Source organism: Rhizobium sp. USDA 4016 (genome assembly GCF_056279705.1).
The window spans coordinates 2,392,705-2,412,305 of record NZ_JBWCCY010000002.1 but is presented as its reverse complement, the minus strand read 5'-3'; the positions used below and the strand labels follow the sequence as shown (position 1 = coordinate 2,412,305).

Genomic DNA, 19,601 nt, shown 5'->3' with positions numbered 1-19,601 from the left:
ACTGCCTGCAGGATGACGCTATCGGTACAGTAATCAATCGAGATCAGGAAAATCCTGCTGAACACAGTGTTTCCCGATGCCGGGCACCATCTCTCGGTTCGGCGACCGCGACTGGCCGCATAGAGTACATTCGTTCCTAAATCTTACGGACAAGAAGATCTCATCGATCGCATGACCGCGACCCACCTGAATAACCATATCCGCCCGGGCACGAGTCGGCACAACATGCTCTCTGAGGGCTGGCAAAAACACCTTCGACCAGGCCGTCTCAGAACGCGTCCGCGCAATTGTCGGCAAGCGGATGCCCCTCCATTCTTGACGCCGTTTGCGAGGCCTTTGCCGAGCGCTCACGGCTTGTCTGCCCAAGATACCAGCTGCGCAAGAGCTCGTCGGTGGCATCGACGTAAATACAGTAGTCGAAATAGTCGAATGCGAATGGAGCGAGACCCTTGGGATCGCAGAGTCCCTTGCTTAAAAGGGCTGGACCCTCAAGGATCAGGATATCCAGCGGGCTATCGATTGTTGATTGAGGGAGAGGCGATGCCTCGCACGAACGGTGCTGAGAGGCGGCGACCGCCACATCCGGGCGGCCGCCCTTCATTTTGGCCAGAAATCTCAGGAGTGCGTCGCGATCGATTGCTTGCGGATGATGCTTCACGCCCAGGAGTGACGGCTCGCAGAGGCCGCCCGCCGGCAGGAGAAAGCGGTCCGCTGCAACGCTCGCCCTTGGCCGGGATGATTGGCGTTCAAGCAACCGCTGCAGGGTGAAGGCGATGGCCGGCGCACCTACATCCGCCCCGCCACCCGCAACTGCGATGATGAACGGCGATTTGACGGGTGATCAACGCTGAGGAAATGGCTGCGCTGATTGAAAAGGCGTATTGACGCTTCAAAATGGCTGAGAACAACCATTGCGATCAGCGAATAGGCGCCAAAATCTGCCTCACTGACGGTGAGCCCGTTGAACGCGCCGGTTTCGAGTGAGCCCGCCCAGCCTTGCAATAGTGGCGACCCGCTGCGGGTTGTGAACCGGCCAAAGAGAACCTCCTCGAACGTGCCGGCGCCACTTTCAAACGCTCTTCTTTGTCTGTGGACCTATGCCAATGCTCATTGCGTCCTCGAACGACCATTTAGTCGCGCCAACGCGTCATCGGCATTGGCGCTACAATTGAATTCCACCTTGGCAGCTATGCCTTGATGGCGGCGAGGACACCGCTTACCGACAACTTGGCATCACCATAGAACATCCGCGTGTTCTCCCTGTAGAATAACGGGTTCTCGATCCCTGAGTATCCCGTGCCCTGGCCGCGTTTGGAAACGAAGACCTGCTTTGCCTTCCAGACCTCAAGTACCGGCATGCCGGCGATCGGTGAATTCGGGTCTTCCAGGGCAGCAGGGTTCACGATGTCGTTTGAACCGATGACGACAACGACATCGGTGTGCTGGAAATCATCATTGATCTCATCCATTTCCAGCACGATGTCATAGGGGACCTTCGCCTCGGCAAGTAACACGTTCATATGGCCTGGAAGGCGGCCGGCGACGGGGTGAATTGCAAATCGAACCGTCTTTCCTGCAGCGCGCAATCTCCTCGTCAGTTCCGATACCGCCTGCTGTGCCTGAGCAACGGCCATGCCGTAGCCGGGCACGATGATGATGCTGTCGGCCTCGTTGAGTGCCGATGCGACGCCGTCGGAATCGATTGCGATCTGCTCGCCGGAGATCTCCATCACAGGCCCCGCCTTCGTTCCGAAACCACCAAGGATGACCGAGACAAACGAGCGGTTCATCGCCTTGCACATGATATAGGACAGGATTGCGCCTGAGGAGCCGACCAGGGCGCCGGTGACGATCAGCAGGTCGTTGCCCAACGAAAATCCGATCGCTGCGGCCGCCCATCCCGAATAGCTGTTGAGCATTGAGACAACGACGGGCATGTCGGCCCCACCGATGCCCATAATCAGATGGAAGCCAATGAAAAAGGCGAGCAGTGTCATTAGCACCAGTGCCCAGGCATTGCCCCCGTTGAGGTAGAGAACGAAAAGAACAAACGACAAGAACGCTGCACCGGCGTTCAGGTTGTGGCCGCCAGGAAGCTTCTTTGCCTTACCATCGAGCCTGCCTGCCAGCTTGCCGAAGGCGATGACCGAACCCGAAAAGGTGAGGGCACCGATGAACACGCCGAGAAACACTTCGACCTTCATGATCGACATTTCAACCGCATCCTTGTGAGCGAGGATAGCTGCGAAACCGGTAAGCGTGGCACGGACGTCTTCGCTGAGATTGGCCACCTGAGCGGCCTCGATGTGCGCATTGAAACCGATGAAGACGGCAGCGAGGCCGACGAAACTGTGCAGGGCCGCCACCAATTGCGGCATTTCGGTCATCTGTACGCGGACCGCGACGAAGTAACCCAAGACGCTTCCCCCCGCAATCATCATGAGAGTGACGAGCCAGTTGCCGACGGTTGGGCCGAAGATCGTGCCGATCACGGCCAGACCCATGCCGACAACACCATACCAAACGGCGCGCTTGGCACTTTCTTGTCCAGAGAGGCCGCCCAGTGAGAGTATGAAAAGAACTGCAGCCGCGATGTAGGCAGCCGAAACGATACCGATCGTCATGATACTTCTCCGATCAGGATTTTTGGAACATGCCAAGCATGCGTCGAGTAACAAGAAAACCACCCACAATGTTGATCATGGCGATCAGGACGGAGAGGGCTCCTAGCACGACGACGAACCAGTTGCCGGATCCGATCTGCAGCAGGGCTCCGAGAATGACGATGCCGGAGATCGCATTGGTAACTGCCATCAAAGGGGTATGAAGCGCGTGCGACACATTCCAGATCACTTGAAAGCCGACAAAACATGCAAGAGCAAACACGATGAAATGGCTCATGAAGGCAAAAGGTGCATAAGCGCCGACGAGCAGTAGCACCAGTGTGCCGATGGCAAGCAGCAAAACCTGACTTTTAGTCTGTGCCTTAAATGCGGCCGCCTCCTTCGTGCGCCGTTCCTCCGCCGTTGGTTCCTTTGCCTTCTCCTTCGGCCTTTGGGCGGCGATCGCCTGAAGCTTTGGCGGCGGCGGTGGATATGTGATCGCGCCAGCAAACGCCACGGTCGCCCCGCGGATGACATCGTCCTCCATGTTATGCAGGATCTTCCCGTCCTTGGCAGGGGTAAGATCCGTCAGCATATGGCGAATGTTGGTCGCATAGAGGGCCGATGACTGCGCGGCCATTCGGCTCGGAAAGTCTGTGTAGCCGATAATCACGACGCCATTGTCCGAGACTATGCGTTGATCCGGAACGGTAAGGTCACAATTGCCGCCGCGCTCGGCGGCGAGGTCGACCACCACCGATCCCGGTTTCATGGAGGCGACCATGTCGGCGAGCCAAAGCTTGGGGGCGTCGCGGCCGGGAATTAGTGCCGTTGTAACGACGATATCCATTTGCGGTGCAAGCTCACGAAATCTGTCGAGTTGCTTGGCCCGGAACTCGGGTGAGGAGGGAGCGGCATAGCCTCCTGCTGCGGCCCCGTCCTGGGCGCCTTCGAAGTCAAGGTAGACGAACTCTGCTCCCATACTCTCGATCTGCTCAGCGACTTCGGAACGCACGTCGAAGGCATAGGTTTGGGCGCCGAGCGATTTTGCGACGCCGATCGCGGCAAGACCGGCGACACCGGCGCCGATAACGAGCACTTTGGCCGGCGGCACCTTACCGGCGGCCGTGACCTGCCCGGTAAAGAAACGGCCGAAATTGTTACTTGCCTCAATGACTGCGCGGTAGCCGGCGATATTGGCCATCGATGACAAGGCGTCCATTTTCTGCGCCCTGCTGATGCGAGGGACCATATCCATCGCAACAACATTGACGCGCTTTTCCTTTGCGAGGGACAGCAGCTCCGGATTTTGAGCCGGATGGAAAAAGGAGACCAGTGTTTGGCCTGCCCGTAGCAAGCCAATTTCTTCGATTTCCGGGGGGCGAACTTTCGCGACGATATCCGCCTTTGCGTAGAGCGCCGTCGCGTCGTGCACTATCTCCGCGCCGGTAGCGCGGTATGTGTCATCGTCGATTCCCGCCGCCAGACCGGCGCCACTCTCAATGATGCAGACATGGCCCAACTTCTGCAATTGCAGGACGCTGTCAGGTGTCATCGCCACGCGCGCTTCGCCGGCTCGTAGCTCTTTTGGTGTTCCAATTCTCAATGGCTTTACCTTTCCCTGCTCGTTCGTCGACATGCCATGCGTGTCGATCGCGCTCCGTACCTTGTCGGTTGTGGAATGAGAGCGGAGGAGCCGCAGACCGGTGCGTGTTGGCGCCCCCATTACCCATCTCTCAGCAGGCTTCGGATCACTCTCTACGCAGATGGCCCGGATCGCACGCTCGGTGGGATGATGATCAGGATCTGATCCCAACGCACAGAGTTGCGCGACTTGAAGAGCATCAACGTGAGATCGACCCTGAACTCGCATTGCCGCCATCAGCAATCGGCATGCCAATGCGAGAAGGGTAAAGAAACCGATCGAGGCGGCTCGTTCTGCATTCCAATGTCGGCTCGAACTGAAGTCACATCATATGTACGCCGCGAAAATCAAGCCAACATTGGATATAATCCGCTCAAGTCCCATTGGCGCCGCGTTCAGCGTTCGCGCGCCAATATCGACCTCAGCTAGAACCGTGTGCTTGGCGAATACATGGTGTTTGGACTGTGGACACTTCGAGATCCGAATTGGAATCTTGATCCGGGTACGATGCCATATTTTTCGCACTCCGACCAAGGTCTTCATGTCTGGCATGTCTATTGCTGGCCTTGTCCACGGCCTCCAATGCAGATCGCTGCGTCCGCGAACGGAAATTCCAGCGATCAGGTGGAATCATGTGCTGCCGGAATCAAGGAAGAGATATGACAGATCGAAAGCAGAAAACCTGGCTCATAACAGGTGCGGATAAGGGACTAGGCTATCAAACGACCAAGACGGCTCTCGAGCGTGGTGACAACGTTGTCGTGACAGTCCTGGCGCGCGACGGCGAACACGAGCTCCTCGCAAACTATCCCCATCGCTTGCGAGCTTATCACCTCGACGCGAGAGACCACGCGGCAATTGGTCCGGTCGTTTCTCGTGCAATTGAGGACTTTGGAAGAATCGACGTCCTGGTTAACAATGCTGGCTATGGCCTCGTCGCCTTGGCCGAAGCCACTGGCGCAGACAAGTATCGGCCAATCTTTGAGGTAAATTTCTTTGGCTTAGTGGAGATGACCCGAGCAGTTTTGCCAGTTATGCGCCGGCAACGCGCCGGGCATGTCGTGAACCTTTCCTCGTATGGTGGCTTTATTGGGACGCCAGGATTCGGCTTTTATTCTGCAACCAAATTCGCGGTCGAGGGATATTCCGAGTCGCTTGCGAAGGAAGTCAAACATCTCGGCATCCGTGTGACCTTGATCGAGCCCGGCGGCTTTCGCAGCGACTTTGCCGGTCCGTCTCTCATTCAGGGCATGGACACTCTTGGTGAAGATTATAGCGAAGTTGCAGATATCGTTGAAGGCTACAGCTCACGCCGGCATGGGAAGCAGCTTAACAATCCTGAGCTGTTCGGGCAGGCAATTTACTCGGTGGTCGACGCTGAGGTGCCTCCAATGAGGCTTCCATTGGGCCGCGACGCCCATGCTGCGATCAGCGCCGAGTTGCACGAGGTAGCGGCCGAACTCGAACGCTGGAAGGAAGTCTCATTCTCGACGACTGATTTGGGATGAAAGATTTGGATCGGGGTCAAATGTGCTTCCACGCAATAGCCCTGGTTGTTGTGTTTCGGCATGTAAATCTTGCATATGATGACATAATTGCCGTCGTTGCTCCTTTGCATGCGAATCAAGACGCTAATCGGGACTCGTAATGCGGGAAACGCATCACGGCTAAGTCATTAAAAAATGATTGAACGAAGCCGCTTGCGGGCATTTACGCCGGCGGATGATCGATGACATGACGATCAATCCACGCCGCTGCGGGCATTTCACTCACCTGCAACGGATCTCGCCAGATCAGGTAACCATTCCTGCTCACGACTTTCAGTTTTCCGCGATTCGGGAACAAATGCCACCAGCTCGGTTTTGGAGCCCAAAAAGCAGTCCCCCGGAACCGCCTCCCTTCGCGCTCGTTACCGTCCGAACGACGCAACATGGAACGCAGTGCGCTCAAAAAGATAGTTCTATCAGCAGCACCCCGCTCGCGATGCGTAGCCATCGACTCAGTTGAGGTGAAATACTCCCGTCAAAATGTGCTGCCTCGGTCGCAGCTTTGTCATAGCCCACGGTCGAACCGAGTTCGACACAAGCATCATCGTAGGTGAAGGGCTTGCCAGTCTCGACATTGAGTATCTCGCCGTCTTCCTCGCGGCGCTGACTATTGCGAGTAGATTGAGCGCTTTGAATAACAGAAACCAGCCGCGCATCGGGGTTATCGAATCCGTGGTGCGCGCCGGGATACTCGGTCATGACAGCGTCCTTTCCGGCGGAGTCGAGGCGCGTGAAGTAATCACGGCACGTCGCAGCCAGGGTCGTGTCGTCCGCCCCGCCGTGGAATTCGCGGATCGGTGTGTTTGCAATGTCGAGTTTATCAACGAAGCGGATGTTGCAGGCAGGATAGAACGACAGATGTGCGGCGATGCGCGTCTTGGTCGGCCCATGGAGAGTTTGGAAGCGCCGCATGCTGGTGTAGAGCGCTGCGGAGCCACCGCGCGAGAAGCCCATCACGGCGATGCGTGATGGATCGATCCGCGGGTGGGCCGCCCTCGGACTCTATGGCCAGCAGCTCTATGTCATTCCGGCCCAAAGCCTTATCGTGGAGTTTGCGTCTGCCAACGTCGTGGGCGAGGACCCGAGCCTGTTTGCGCGGGGTCGCGAGTTTGCTCAAGCTTTCATGCGAGCGACTAAATCTTAGCGAACTTGCGGCAGATGAGACGGGCGGGTTCTGTTGGGGTCAGGACAAGAACAGTTCAAAATCCTGCGCTAAGATCGAACATACGATGGACATCCGCAACGCCGATTGCGGCATGAGTTGCAGCATTGTTCTGCACCAGCCTCGGTTTTTCCCGTGCTGCAGTGCGGCTATCTAACAAGGCTAATTTTTCCAGATGAAAGCAGAAAACCCCCGCACACGGATCGCATTGCCCACGCCGCGCTAGCGAGGCGCTTTGCCTTGCATCCGCTCAAGACCACGGCTCGGGTTTGCCCCATACCGAATAAAATTTCGCGGCAGGATGAATGGCTTAGGACCGTCATTACCCGTCGAGTCGTTGAGAGGTACACGTGCGTACGGACGTGGCACTGCCTCATGTTTCCGACATGGTCGACGCACGGGCAGGTGCGAATTCAGCGTATCCCTTGGCGGTCCCGGTCGGTGCGGGCGCTAGCCACCAAGCCGATGCTTAGATCCCACAAAGGATACGACCGGTCACCCGACTCCGCTCATTACCTCGTCGGAGTTACTGAGGGTGAGTTCGGTAAAAACGCCATAGTTTTAATGTATTAGTGCCAAAAGCACTCCTAGGAATTCACGTCTCATTCCGCTACAGTCCTGATTTACAATGAGGGAGTGATGTTTCTATGGCGCCTACCAAGCAGATAGAGAGCGGTGTCCGAAACCGGACGCGGCTTGCAATCCTCGAGGCTGCCAGAAAAATGCTCCCTGGCAATCCCAACGCGTCTATTCTCGAGATTGCGGACGAGGCGGGAGTTGGCCGAAGCACCGTTCACCGTCACTTCCAAGATCGGGCGGAGCTCATTCAAGAGCTTGCCTTGTATGTCTACAGGCTGAGCAATGAGGCGATCGCGCGCGCGAAACCGGAATCCGGACCACCGGTCGCGGCACTGCGTCGGATCATAGAAGAGCAATTTGACCTGGGGCCTGTGTTGGATTTTATTTACAACGAGCGCATAGTCCTAAAAAACCCGCATCTCTTCACCGACTTTACTGCAGGCGAGGAGCAGGTTACCGCTGCAATCACGCGGGCCGCCAGGAGCGGCCAACAGTTTCCCTGCGATTGGCGGGATCGCGTGTTTTGGACACTCCTGCGACTTGGTTCGGACGAAGCGGCAGGGGGGCATGCTCGCCACGAGATGGTTGATGCAATCATGACAACGCTCATTTCCGGTTTCGTTCGCGAGGAATAGATCACATCTCCGGATGCCGGATATGTGACATCCGCTATTGGCCGATGGTCAAAGCCTTGCGAAGTATTGTTCTTCAGGAGGCGTCGCGATGGAATCCGGCATACCGCCTCAGCAGCCAATCAACCGAGACGAGGCGACCTAATGTGGAGACAGCAAGTTGTGTCCTACTTTGTGAAAGGCGCGATCGTGGTAGACGATGGGCACACGCTCTTCGCCGACAACCGCACTTTCAGCTTGAACCTGCAGCAGAAAGCTGGCACCTGCGCGATTGCGTGCTACTATTGAGCACCGGATCCAGGTCCTGACCATGGTGAGCACCGGTTCTCCGGTTGGAAGCAGCCTCCACTCTACATCCCGAAAGCGATCGACTCCCGAAGTCGCAAAGACCGTTGCCAGTTTTTGGTCGCGCTCGTCGAGAAAATGGATGATCACGGAATTTGCACCGGAGAGGGCCGGCCAGCTCGATGAAGTCGCCAGCACAGAAAACGCGATAATTGGCGGATCTGCTGACACCGAGATGACCGATGTTGCGGTAAAGCCGATGGGCTTGCCACCTTCGGCAAGCGTGATGATTGCAACGCCTGCCGGATGAGTGCGAAAGATCGCCTTGTACTGATCCGGAGAAAACGGTGCGTTCGACGGAGCTGGGTTCGATGCGGGCATTCGTGTCAATCCTCCGTTTCGCCGCGAGACTTGGGACGCCCTAGTCCGAGATTATCGCGCAGAGTGCCTTCCACATATTCCGTTCGGAAGATTCCGCGTTTCTGCAAAATCGGCACCACTTCTTCAAGAAAGCGACTGAGGCCGACCGGCACTGTCGGGGGTAGAATGGCGAACCCGTCCGCAGCTCCGTTCTCGAACCAGAGCTGCATGTGGTCGGCGATCTGTTCGGCTGATCCCACCACTACGCCATGTCCCGCCGCTTTCATAACTTCTCGACTCAACATCCGGAGCGTATATTTCTTCGCCACCGCAAGATCGTAGTAGTATGCGTAGCGGGTGGCCGCTTCCCGCTCTTTGACAGCCACAACAGGATCGACAAGTCTCTCCGGAGGGATTGTACTGTTCCAATCAAGCTCAGTGAGATCCGCGCGTTCCATTGCTGCACTTAGACGGGCAAGTCCCTCGTCCTCACTAACAAAATCCAGCAGCTCGTCGTGAATTCGCTTTGCGTCGGCTTCGTTGTCGCCGACAATCGGCATTAGTCCAGGGTGAATCCGCAAGTCAGACCGAGCGCGCCCGACGTCCAGCACCCGTGCCTTCAAGTCGCTATAGAATTCCTGAGCCAGCGAAAGCGTCGGCGTTACTGTGAAGACTATTTCGGCATATTTTGATGCAAAGTCTTTTCCGGCATCGCTGGCTCCTGCCTGGACGAGAACCGGCCAGCCCTGAGGCGAGCGAGGCACCAGAAGGGGACCCTCCACCTTGTAGAGTTTCCCATGGTGGTTTAGCGGTGCGATGCGACTCCGATCCGCCCATACGCCATTTGTGCGGTCGCTGAGCACCGCGTCGTCACGCCAAGCATCCCAAAGACCTGTGACGACATCCATGTACTCGTGAGCGCGTGCGTAGCGCTCATCGCGAGGCGGTAGCTCGACATTGAAGTTCTCCTGGCCGGTCGTTGCCGTCACAATGTTCCAGCCCACGCGCCCGTTGGACAGCCAGTCTAGTTGAGAGAAGTAACGCGCAAGATGATAGGGCTCGATGAACGTGGTTGCAGCCGTCCCGACTAAGCCGATTTGCTTCGTGAGAGCAGCCAAGGCCCCCATCGTCGTGAAAGGCTCATAGCCGGTCTGGTCCGGGTTTCTCCCGGTTTGCTCAAAGGACAACCAATCCGCTAGGAAAAGCGCGTGAATCTTTGCCGCTTCTGCCCGGCGCGCAATGTCGGCTGGCAGGTTCAGTCCGTAAAGGTCTTCAACACGACTCTTCGGATGACGCCACGCCGCGGTCTGATAGCCGACCGGCGCCATGAATACGAGAAGCGTCATTTGCCCTTTGTTTTCTGCCATTTCCTCACTCATTTCTTCCGAATTGCCTGTTGATCGTTTCGCGAAACCAGTGTGTGTCCCGCGTCCACCGAAGTCCCCAAAATGCCGCGAAGCGCGCTGATACGCGACGCGTGCCGCAACCCACCGATTGGCGCGCGTTAGTCGCAGCGATCAATCTCACGCAACATTGTGAGCTATTACCTCCGATGTTGGCTCAAACCATATTTTGGATAAAAAAATAAGTCAACGATGTCTCATTACGCATCATAGAAAGTCCATAATGAGCTATAGATGACGCAATCGTTCCTCGGGTGACAAGCCGCCGCGATAGGCTCGCCCGGCCCGAGGAAAAAGGTGCGACTGAAGAGCCGGGAGCCCATCGACAAAGCACCAGGGAGTCCAAGGAGGGTTTTAGTTTTAGGTTTCGGTGGAGGCCGGCTAATTGGAAAGGCCGTCTATCAGGCGCGGGCCCCGCAGAGCTTACACGCTTTTTGATCTTTCTTTAGAAAAGCTAGGCAGGGGTGTTGACAGTATGAGACTGTGAGCCTTAGGCTTCTCATTGTGGCACACGCGTGTCGCAATTCGCAATAACGCGTAAGCAATCAAGAAAAGGCCGTGGCCTTAGCCCTCCCAGCTAATCGTGTCACAAGAGCCTTAAGGGAACGCATATGAAGAATTTCAGCAGGCGAGCAGTTTCGTTCGGCTTTGTAGCCGTCGCTCTAGCGTGTGTGGCACCCGCCGTCTCGGCTCAAGATTCGAGCACACCACTTAGGTTTGGTACAGCGCTAGGCTATCCGCCATTCGAATATCTTGGACCCGACGGAAAGATGGCAGGCTTTGAAATCGATCTCGGGAATGCAATCTGCGCATACCTGAAACGGCCGTGCGTGTGGGATGATATTAACTTCTCAGGAATGGTTCCGGCGCTTCACGCTCGTAAGTTCGATGCTATGCTCGCCTCGGTCGCTGTTACAGATGATCGAAAGAAGCAGGTTCTGTTCACAAACAAGGTGTACGCAGGTGGAACGCGTCTGGTTGCGCGAAAAGATGCGGGACTGACGCTAGACACAAAGGCCCTGACTGGAAAGCGGATAGGCGTTGAACAGGGCACCATAAACGAGAGATATGCGAAAAAGCGCTGGGCTCCCGAGGGTGTTATTGTGGTGTCCTATGCGGATCAGGACACGGTGTACAACGACATGATAAATGGTCGTCTGGATGGCGCACTGGTCGCAGGTGTTCAAGTGCAGACGGGGTTCCTCACGACCGAAAAAGGTGGCGATTATGCCTTTGTCGGAGACGCGCTTAAGGATCCTATTCTCGGAGCCGAGTACAGTGCGATTGCCGTCAATAAGAACAATGCAAGCTTGGTTTCGGAACTCAACGAGGCTTTGGCCGCATTGCACGCGGACGGCACCTACAATCGTCTTGCAGCGAAATACTTCCCGCCAACTCTGGACATATACGGCGAGTGAGAATAGGCGACAATGTCTATTCCTCAGGGATATCGAGACATGCTGCTCGACGGCATGTCATCGACCTTGGAGCTTTCTCTGAGCGCCTTGGCGCTGGCGGTGCTGCTAGGTTTGATCATGGCGTGTGCGAAGCAGTCGGGAAACCGACTGCTGGCAGCCGTTGCAACGACTTACACGACGGTAATCCGGGGCATCCCGGATATCGCGTTGATGCTCCTGATCTTCTACAGTCTGCAGATCTGGCTAAACAATCTGACAGATGCGTTGGGCATGTCCCAGATCGATATAAATCCGTTCGGTGCGGGGATTGTGGCCCTTGGGCTGATCTATGGGGCCTACTTCACAGAGACGTTTCGCGGCGCTTTCATGTCCGTGTCTCCCGGGCAACTGGAAGCTGGTCGCGCCTTTGGCTTGAGCCGGTGGGCGTGTTTCCAGCTGATCCTTTTCCCTCAGATGATGCGTTTCGCGCTTCCTGGTATCGCCAACAATTGGCTTGTGATGGTGAAGGCCACCGCCCTCGTGTCCATCGTCGGACTTTCGGACGTGACCAAGGGCGCCCAAGATGCGGGGAGGGGCTCCGGCCAGATGTTGTTCTATCTTGGCATCGCTGCGGTGTTCTACTTGGCGGTCACGAGCGTTTCCGGGTTCGTCGTTCACTGGCTTACGAAAAAGTACTCGGTGGGAGTGCGTGGAGCTGAGCTATGATCGATATCGTTGAAACCTATTGGCAGGCCTACCTGTGGTGGGATGGAGTCAACTTATCTGGCCTGATCGTTACGCTTGGATTGTTGATTTCTTCCCTCGCCGTAGGATTCATGCTGTCTCTTCCCCTTTCAATTTTAAGGTGTAGTCGCAACCGCTGGCTGTCCGGACCCGTCTGGCTGTTCACATACGTCTTTCGGGGAACACCGCTCTACATCCAGTTGCTCATGATATATTCCGGAGTGTACCAGTTGGAGTTTATCCGCGCGCATCCGATCCTGGACAGTTTTTTCAGAGACGGAACAAAGTGCACAATCTTGGCGCTCGCTCTGAATACGACTGCTTATACGACCGAGATTTTTGCCGGATCAATGCGCTCGATATCGCACAACGAAATCGAAGCGGCCAAGGCCTTCGGTTTCAGCCGTCGAGCTATCTACCGCACTATACTTCTGCCAGCGGCCCTGCGCCGGGCACTGCCGGCATACAGTAATGAGGTCATTCTTATGCTGCATGCGACGGCGATAGCCTTCACCGCCACAGTGCCCGATCTACTGAAGGTCGCGGGTGATGTTAACGGTGAAACATATCAACCATTCGAAGCTTACGGACTAGCCGCGCTTATTTATCTTGCGTGCTCCTTCTTGCTTATCGGCGCGTTCCGCCTCGTGGAACGGCGCGCATTGGCTTTTGCTAAGCCTCGAACTCACTGAGCCGGGAAGTCATGTACAAGCTTGTAGTCGACAGTTTTACGAAGAGTTTTGATGATCATGTTGTACTGCGTGGCGTTTCGCTGAAAGCGAAAGCAGGCGATGTCGTCAGTCTGATTGGCTCAAGCGGCTCGGGCAAAAGTACGTTCCTACGATGTATCAACTTCCTGGAGCACCCTGACGACGGCGCGCTGTTTTTTGATGGCACGCTGGTGCCGATGTCGAGAAACCGTCATGGGAAAATGTGCATTGCAGACGAGGGGCAACTGCGAAGCTTGCGAACCCGACTAGCGATGGTGTTCCAGCATTTCAATCTATGGAGCCACCTGACCGCGCTTCAGAACGTAGCTCTCGCGCCGGTCGTAACACTGGGAGTAGGCAAGGCGGAAGCACGCGACCGAGCTGAGCATTTTCTCGACAAGGTCGGTTTGCATCCGCGCGTGGCGGCTCAGTATCCGGTGCAGTTATCGGGCGGTCAGCAACAGCGTGTCGCAATCGCCCGGGCTCTTGCGATGGAGCCGGAGGTGATGTTGTTCGACGAGCCGACGTCCGCCCTCGATCCTGAACTCGTTGGTGAGGTTCTTAAGGTGATGCAGGTGCTGGCGGAAGAAGGACGAACCATGATCGTGGTGACGCATGAGATGGGCTTTGCTCGCAATGTTTCCACCCATGTTCAATTCTTGCATCAGGGAAATATCGAAGAGGAAGGCGATCCTGGTCAGGTGCTGGTGAAGCCGCAAAGCGAGCGACTTCGTAACTTCCTTTCCGGCAATCTCAAATAGCTCAAACGCGCGTCGGATCAATCACCAAGATGTGCGAGCGGTTCCCAAAGCAAATGAGTTCGGAGACGAAACCTCCGCAACATACGTCTTTAACGTCACTACACAGCTTCCGGGGAAGGTAAGCCTGTATTTCATCAGGTGCTTCAAAACGTTGCGGTCATTTGTCAGCGGAAAGGCGACGGTTATCTCGGGCTCCATTTGCTCTCATTGACAGGTGCCGGCAACTCATCGTGTGCGCGTTTTGTTGCAATGCAACAGGATTTCGCAGATGCAGCAAATAAAATCGATTAACTGTCATTTCCGGTTTTGCGGTCGTTATCCATATGACGTTTGTCTGATGGAGCTTCGCAATTCTAACTATTTCCCAATAGCTCTCTCTCTCGACAGATTTCCACCGCCCGACTCATGATTGCCAACGCCGAGGGTCTTCCGCGTTGCTGCCGACAATAAAAGTCTGCAGCGTCGCCAGATCTTAGGTCGATCCCCTGTCTCTCAGCGACCGCGATCTCACCGACATCTGCAATCATCTGAACGCAACACCGCGTGCCTCGGCTACAAAACACCAGCGGAAGTCTTCCGCCAGAAACTCCTCGCGCAAATCCGGCGCACCAGTTAGCTTCTCAAAGCCCGCAGGTCGCGGTTCGCCATGAACTCACACGGGAAGCATTGGCGTGTCGCTGTACTGCATGGCTCTGGCGACCGGAGCGCCGTTCAATCCGGCAAGTCGCCGATGACCAAGGCGCAGTGGGATAAGCTGGCCGAGGTGGCGGCGGATTTGGGCCGCATCTACGGCATCTCCGAAATCCATCGTCAGAAATCCTTCAGCTTTTCTTCCGTGCGGACCATCAATCGGTCGAGCTCGGCAATGTCAGTGGCCGACAGCGTCGGTCCTGGCGCGCGGGTTACTGCAGAAGCGATGGCGCCGCGCTTCATCAGGATCATTTTGCGCAGCGCGAGCCCGAAGCCCGGCTGCTGCTCATGCCTGAGAATAGGCAGGTAACAGTCGAAAATATCCTCTGCCTTGTCAGATTGACCGATCGCATGAAGATGCACGGTCTTCACCAAGGCTTCCGGATAAGCAAAGCCGGTCATGGCACCGTCGGCACCACGTGCAAGCTCTTGCGGCAGATAGAGCCCGCCATTGCCGCAGAGGATCGAAAGGCGCCGTGCTCCTTTTTCCTCTGCCGCTCTCAGCGTCGAGATCTTGGTGAGACCGGGGCAATCCTCGTGTTTCAACATCACGATCTGCGGCAGGTCGCGCGTGAGTTCCAGAATGGTTCGCACGGAAACGGAAACGCCCGTTGCCTGCGGAAAGTCCTGGAAAACGACCGGCACGTCCGAGCCAAGCGCCTCGCAGACCTGGTAAAAATAGGCAATTACCCGATCATCACGGGCTTGTCCCCTGTTGGGTGCGACCATGACACCGGCCGCTCCAGTGTCCATCGCGTATCGAGAGAGATCAACCAGATTGCCAATGCCTACATTGGAGACGCCGACAACGACCGGAAGCGTCCCGACGCGGCTCATGATGCGGTCGATGACGGCGCGCCGCTCTTCGCCAGTCAGTTTGTCCGCCTCGCCCAACATGCCGAGAATCGTCAGGCCTGTTACGCCTTTTTCGATGTAGAAATCGATCAGTCTGTCGAGACTTGTGAAATCGACTGCCCCGGTCTCGGTGAACGGCGTTGCAGCGATTATGTAGACCCCGGCAGTATTTCGATCAATCAATTGTCCCATCATCTGCTCCTTCAGATAGCGCTTGCGAGACGGATCTCGACGTAGCCGCGGTCGAAGACGGAAACTTTGGCGTCGGTTTCGGTGACCCAGGCGCCGTTCAAATAGACACTCCGGTTCAATTTCAAACCCTTGCCGAGAGAGAGGGGAGAGCAAAGGGCGCGATTTCGACACCCCGTTGCAGGAGCGCCTTGCGCAATGCGCTCGCCATCGCGACGGCACCAGGCGTGTCGCCATGAACGCAAAGCGTGGCGGCCTCCACCGGCAGTGTCTTTCCGCCGGTGGTCGGAATCATGCCGTTGCAAACCATGGAAAGAACCTGTTCGACGCCCTTTTGGGGATCATGGATGACTGCGCCTTCCACCTGTCGCGGCGTGAGCGTGCCGGCATCGCTGTAGGTCCGGTCGGCATAGACCTCGCATGCTACGCGCAGACCGGCCTTTTCCGCCGCTTTCAGGGTCTCTGAATAGGGCAGCGTGATGAAGGCGAGAGATGGATCGACTGTCTTGACGGCACGCACACATATGGCGGCAAGTTCTGCATCTTCGGCGGCCATGTTGCCCAGGGAGCCGTGGGTTTTGACATGCGTGATCGGCCAGCCGAGCGCAGCCGCCATGCCCTGGATCGCGGCGACCTGGTAGATAATCTGCGCTTCGATATCGTCAGGACGTTCGCCCGATATGCGGCGGCGACCAAAGCCGTAAAGGTCCATGAAGGAGGGGTGTGCGCCAATCGCGACGCCACGCGTCTTGGCCGCAAGGATCGTCTTTCGCATGACCGCGGGATCACCGGCGTGAAATCCGCAGGCGATGTTGGCCGTCGTGATGAGCTCCAACATCGCCGTGTCGTCGCCGATCGTATAGGCGCCGAAGCTCTCTCCCATATCGCAATTCAGATCGATTGTCGTCACGAAACTCCCTCTCCTTTTTCGAAGTTGTGGTGCCGCGCAGCATAAATTTTAGTCGCCATGTTGCGCTGCATATATTTTGCCCATATGATCCCCGTTGGACATACAATTGGTATACCGAAATGACAAGCCAATTGCGGTCTTGGCATTCAGCACAGAAAAACAGAAAAGGGGTTCTCCAGGATGAAGATCAGCATAGGCGCGGCAATGGTTTCGTTGGCGGCACTCTCAGCTCAGCCGGCGATCGCCGAAACGCAGTGGGACATGTCGGTCGTCTGGCCGGAAGGAAATTTCCATACGAAGGATGCCATGAAGTTCGCCCAAACCGTGAAGGAGGTCACGAAAGGCGAGGTGGTCATCACGGTGCATTCGGGTGGCGCGCTTGGCATCAAAGGGCCGGAAAGCATGGCGGCCGTGCGCGACGGAATTGTGCCGGTCGCCGACCTGCTGTTGAGCCAGCAGGTGGGAGAGGCACCGATACTCGGCATCGAGACGTTGCCCTATCTCGCGCCGACCATGCCGGACCTCGCGCTGCTGCACAAATTCATCCGGCCGAAGATCGAGGAGGTCGCCACCTCGATGAACCAGAAGCTGCTCTACCTGGTTCCCTGGCCCGGTCAGGCCGTCTATTCGCCGGACAAAATCGAGAAAATCGACGATCTTTCCGGGCTGAAGATCCGCGTTGTCGATGCGAACGGCCATGATTTCTTCGCCGCCCTCGGTGCCACGCCCCTACAGATGCCATGGGGCGACGTGGTGCCGTCGCTTGCAGCCGGAACGATCAACGGAGTCACCACCTCGTCCTCGTCCGGCGTCGACGGAGCCTTCTGGGAGTTCTTGAAGAACATGAACACCTTCAATTGGCAGGCATCCAGCAACGCCGTCACCGTCAATCTCGATGCCTGGAATGAACTCGCACCGGAAAACCAAATGGCGATCGAGGACGCGGCGAAGAGGCTTGAAGGCGAATTCTGGCAGGTCAGCCGGGCGGAGGATGAGAGCAAGCTGGCGATCCTGAAGGAAAAGGGCATCGCCGTTACCGGCCCATCGTCCGAATTGCAGGCGGCATTGCTCGAGCGTGCCCACCCGCTCTGGGACGCCTTCAAGGCGCGAGTTCCTGAAGCCGCACCCTATATCGATGCCTATCTCAAGGTGCGCAACTAAGGCTGAAAGGTCTCGGCCGCCGCGTGCCGCGGCGGCCATTCCTCCATCCGATTAACCTGGAGAATAGTCATGGAACTCCAGTCTGGAGAAGCCTCGGGTGAGGCCGTTGTCGTGGCGCCCGGAATCCAAAAAACGGAAGAGCCGGCATGGCTTTCCGGCATCGTCACCGCGATCGATCGAACGACCGACGCAGGCAACATTCTCGCTGCAATATGCCTTCTAGCGCTTTTTGCCCTGATCGTCGGCGAAATCGCCGCGAGGAACATTTTGAACACGTCCATAAGCTTCACCTGGGACGTTGCCGCTTATCTCATGGGTGGCAGCTTCATGATGGCGGCAGCAAGCGCGTTGAAGTCAGGTTCGCATGTGCGGGTTACGGCAATTTGCGAAATGCTGCCGCCGCGTGCGAGCTTGGCGCTAGACGTGGTGGCCTGTCTGATCGGGCTCGGCATCTGCATCGCACTTAGCCGCGCACAGATCGAGATGGCGTGGATCTCCTACACGCGCGGTTCCACGGCCTCGTCCGTCATACGCATTCCGCTCGTTTATCCGCAAGCATTGTTGGCGGCGGGATCACTGCTTTTATCCTTGCAAATGATTGCACAATTCTTGCGGCTTTTGCGCGGCGAAAAGCTCGCCACCGGACCGGGGCTGGAGTGATAAGATGGGACAGATCGCGTTTAGCCTTCTCGGGCTCATGACTCTCATTTTGGGCACGGGCGTTTGGATCGGTCTCGGATTGATCGGAACCGGCGGTGCGTTGCTGGCGCTCTTCAGGCCCGCCATCCCCTTGGGCAAGCTGCTCGCCCAGCAGGCATGGAACACCTTGGTTTCGCCAGAGCTGCTGGCCCTGCCGCTGTTCATTTTCATGGCGGAGATTCTCTTCCGTACGAAGATCTCGGAGGCGCTCTTTTCGGGGCTGGCGCCATGGCTGCGTCGTGTCCCGGGACGGCTTGGGCACATCACCGTCATGGGCTGCACCTTGTTTGCCTCCGTCTGCGGCTCGTCGGCCGCGACCACGGCCGCCGTCGGCCGTATCACGGCAAAGGAACTCTTGGCGCGGGGCTATAATCGCGACCTCGTCACCGGCAGTCTTGCAGGAGCTGGCACCCTCGGCTTTCTCATTCCGCCATCTACGATCATGATCATCTATGGCGTGATGGCGGAGGAATCGATCCTGCGCCTGTTCATGGCGGGCATCCTTCCCGGCGCCCTGATAGCCTTGGCCTATATGGGCTACATCGGTTTTCGGGCCGTTCTCGACCCCGCCGCGGTCGGCGAAGCGCCGCCGAGCACCCGTTTCGTCGAAAAACTGAGGGCGCTGAAAGACCTCGCGCCGCTGCTGCTCCTCATCCTGGGCGTTATCGGCTCGATGTATGGCGGAATCGCATCGCCCACAGAGGCGGCCGCTGTCGGCGTCGCAGCCGCAATCGTCATCGGCTTTCTCCAGAAGACGCTGACGCTCGGCGGCCTTATGCAGTCCGCGCGCCAGGCGGCGGATTCCTGCGCCATGATCGGCCTCATCATGATCGGCGCGGTCTTCCTTTCCACCGCGATCGGCTATCTCGGCCTGCCATCCTATATCGCTGGCGCGATCCAGGGATGGGGGCTTTCGCCAATGATGCTTATCCTCGTTCTGCTCGTCTTCTACATCCTGCTTGGCACGGTCATGGAAGGCTTCGGCTGCATCGTGATGACGCTTCCGATCACGCTTCCTCTGGTGACGGCAGCGGGCTATAGCAAGGTCTGGTTCGGTATATTCATCGTCATCGTGGTGGAAATGGCGCAGATATCTCCGCCCGTAGGATTCAACCTGACGGTCATCCAGAGGCTGACGGGCGATAGCATGGCACGCATTACGCGCGCGACGCTGCCGTTCTTCATCATCATGGTGGCGTTCGTCATCCTGATCGCGGTATTCCCGGATATCGTGACTGTCGTTCCCGATATGATGGCGCAATGATCCGA

General features: G+C 57.0%; 18 protein-coding genes and 1 pseudogene. 10 read left to right on the top strand and 9 right to left on the bottom strand.

Features of this window, described 5'->3' with window-relative positions; translation table 11 throughout:
* Positions 1-786: 786 nt before the first annotated feature.
* The 3 genes from ACZ9DP_RS12650 to ACZ9DP_RS12640 form a co-directional block, all read right to left on the bottom strand.
* Positions 787-1,002 carry a hypothetical protein gene (locus ACZ9DP_RS12650; RefSeq protein WP_476202015.1) on the bottom strand — a complete coding sequence of 72 codons (216 nt, stop codon included), beginning with the start codon at positions 1,000-1,002 and terminating at the stop codon, positions 787-789.
* Between the two features lie 185 nt (positions 1,003-1,187).
* Positions 1,188-2,624 carry an NAD(P)(+) transhydrogenase (Re/Si-specific) subunit beta gene (locus ACZ9DP_RS12645; RefSeq protein ID WP_476202014.1) on the bottom strand — a complete coding sequence of 479 codons (1,437 nt, stop codon included), beginning with the start codon at positions 2,622-2,624 and terminating at the stop codon, positions 1,188-1,190.
* Positions 2,625-2,637: 13 nt separating this feature from the next.
* Complete coding sequence (locus ACZ9DP_RS12640) at positions 2,638-4,209, bottom strand: Re/Si-specific NAD(P)(+) transhydrogenase subunit alpha (RefSeq protein WP_476202282.1); 1,572 nt, start codon at positions 4,207-4,209, stop codon at positions 2,638-2,640.
* A gap of 698 nt (positions 4,210-4,907) precedes the next feature.
* Between ACZ9DP_RS12640 and ACZ9DP_RS12635 the strand changes: the two genes are divergently transcribed.
* Positions 4,908-5,756: an oxidoreductase gene (locus ACZ9DP_RS12635; protein WP_476202012.1), complete on the top strand. Its 849-nt coding sequence runs from the start codon at positions 4,908-4,910 to the stop codon at positions 5,754-5,756.
* A 438-nt stretch (positions 5,757-6,194) separates the two neighbouring features.
* On the opposite strand, the gene ACZ9DP_RS12630 is transcribed toward ACZ9DP_RS12635, so the two are convergent.
* Positions 6,195-6,749: a dienelactone hydrolase family protein gene (locus tag ACZ9DP_RS12630; protein ID WP_476202011.1), complete on the bottom strand. Its 555-nt coding sequence runs from the start codon at positions 6,747-6,749 to the stop codon at positions 6,195-6,197.
* A gap of 855 nt (positions 6,750-7,604) precedes the next feature.
* Here ACZ9DP_RS12630 and ACZ9DP_RS12625 point away from each other — a divergent pair.
* The gene (locus tag ACZ9DP_RS12625) at positions 7,605-8,171 is read left to right on the top strand and encodes a TetR/AcrR family transcriptional regulator (protein ID WP_476202010.1); all 567 of its coding nucleotides are present in this window, start codon (positions 7,605-7,607) and stop codon (positions 8,169-8,171) included.
* Positions 8,172-8,309: 138 nt separating this feature from the next.
* On the opposite strand, the gene ACZ9DP_RS12620 is transcribed toward ACZ9DP_RS12625, so the two are convergent.
* Together ACZ9DP_RS12620 and ACZ9DP_RS12615 are read right to left on the bottom strand one after the other, a co-directional pair.
* On the bottom strand, positions 8,310-8,834 hold the full coding sequence (locus ACZ9DP_RS12620; protein WP_476202009.1) for a flavin reductase family protein: 525 nt from the start codon (positions 8,832-8,834) through the stop codon (positions 8,310-8,312).
* A gap of 5 nt (positions 8,835-8,839) precedes the next feature.
* Positions 8,840-10,180 (bottom strand): NtaA/DmoA family FMN-dependent monooxygenase, encoded by a 1,341-nt coding sequence (locus tag ACZ9DP_RS12615; protein WP_476202008.1) that lies wholly within the window; start codon positions 10,178-10,180, stop codon positions 8,840-8,842.
* A gap of 647 nt (positions 10,181-10,827) precedes the next feature.
* Here ACZ9DP_RS12615 and ACZ9DP_RS12610 point away from each other — a divergent pair.
* The 5 genes and pseudogenes from ACZ9DP_RS12610 to ACZ9DP_RS12590 form a co-directional block, all read left to right on the top strand.
* Positions 10,828-11,634, top strand: a complete 807-nt coding sequence (locus tag ACZ9DP_RS12610) for a transporter substrate-binding domain-containing protein (RefSeq protein WP_476202007.1) — start codon at positions 10,828-10,830, stop codon at positions 11,632-11,634.
* Positions 11,635-11,673: 39 nt separating this feature from the next.
* Positions 11,674-12,339: an ABC transporter permease gene (locus ACZ9DP_RS12605; protein WP_476202005.1), complete on the top strand. Its 666-nt coding sequence runs from the start codon at positions 11,674-11,676 to the stop codon at positions 12,337-12,339.
* Complete coding sequence (hisM, locus tag ACZ9DP_RS12600; protein WP_476202003.1) at positions 12,336-13,049, top strand: histidine ABC transporter permease HisM; 714 nt, start codon at positions 12,336-12,338, stop codon at positions 13,047-13,049. Before ACZ9DP_RS12605 ends, hisM begins: the two co-directional genes overlap by 4 nt.
* Before the next feature lie 11 nt (positions 13,050-13,060).
* Positions 13,061-13,828: an ABC transporter ATP-binding protein gene (locus ACZ9DP_RS12595; RefSeq protein ID WP_476202001.1), complete on the top strand. Its 768-nt coding sequence runs from the start codon at positions 13,061-13,063 to the stop codon at positions 13,826-13,828.
* Between the two features lie 476 nt (positions 13,829-14,304).
* Positions 14,305-14,444, top strand: a pseudogene (locus ACZ9DP_RS12590) (IS30 family transposase); the annotation flags it as partial.
* A gap of 36 nt (positions 14,445-14,480) precedes the next feature.
* Here ACZ9DP_RS12590 and ACZ9DP_RS12585 read toward each other — a convergent pair.
* The 3 genes from ACZ9DP_RS12585 to ACZ9DP_RS12575 form a co-directional block, all read right to left on the bottom strand.
* Positions 14,481-14,636, bottom strand: a complete 156-nt coding sequence (locus ACZ9DP_RS12585; RefSeq protein WP_476201999.1) for a hypothetical protein — start codon at positions 14,634-14,636, stop codon at positions 14,481-14,483.
* 2 nt (positions 14,637-14,638) lie between these two features.
* Positions 14,639-15,565, bottom strand: a complete 927-nt coding sequence (locus tag ACZ9DP_RS12580) for a dihydrodipicolinate synthase family protein (RefSeq protein ID WP_476201997.1) — start codon at positions 15,563-15,565, stop codon at positions 14,639-14,641.
* A gap of 121 nt (positions 15,566-15,686) precedes the next feature.
* The gene (locus ACZ9DP_RS12575; protein ID WP_476201996.1) at positions 15,687-16,472 is read right to left on the bottom strand and encodes a LamB/YcsF family protein; all 786 of its coding nucleotides are present in this window, start codon (positions 16,470-16,472) and stop codon (positions 15,687-15,689) included.
* A gap of 180 nt (positions 16,473-16,652) precedes the next feature.
* On the opposite strand from ACZ9DP_RS12575, the gene ACZ9DP_RS12570 reads away from it, so the two are divergent.
* From ACZ9DP_RS12570 to ACZ9DP_RS12560, 3 genes are all read left to right on the top strand, one after another.
* Positions 16,653-17,633 carry a TRAP transporter substrate-binding protein gene (locus ACZ9DP_RS12570; protein WP_476201994.1) on the top strand — a complete coding sequence of 327 codons (981 nt, stop codon included), beginning with the start codon at positions 16,653-16,655 and terminating at the stop codon, positions 17,631-17,633.
* Positions 17,634-17,702: 69 nt separating this feature from the next.
* Complete coding sequence (locus tag ACZ9DP_RS12565; RefSeq protein ID WP_476201992.1) at positions 17,703-18,293, top strand: TRAP transporter small permease subunit; 591 nt, start codon at positions 17,703-17,705, stop codon at positions 18,291-18,293.
* 4 nt (positions 18,294-18,297) lie between these two features.
* Positions 18,298-19,596, top strand: coding sequence for a TRAP transporter large permease (locus tag ACZ9DP_RS12560; RefSeq protein ID WP_476201991.1), 1,299 nt, complete (start codon positions 18,298-18,300; stop codon positions 19,594-19,596).
* Positions 19,597-19,601 lie beyond the last annotated feature (5 nt).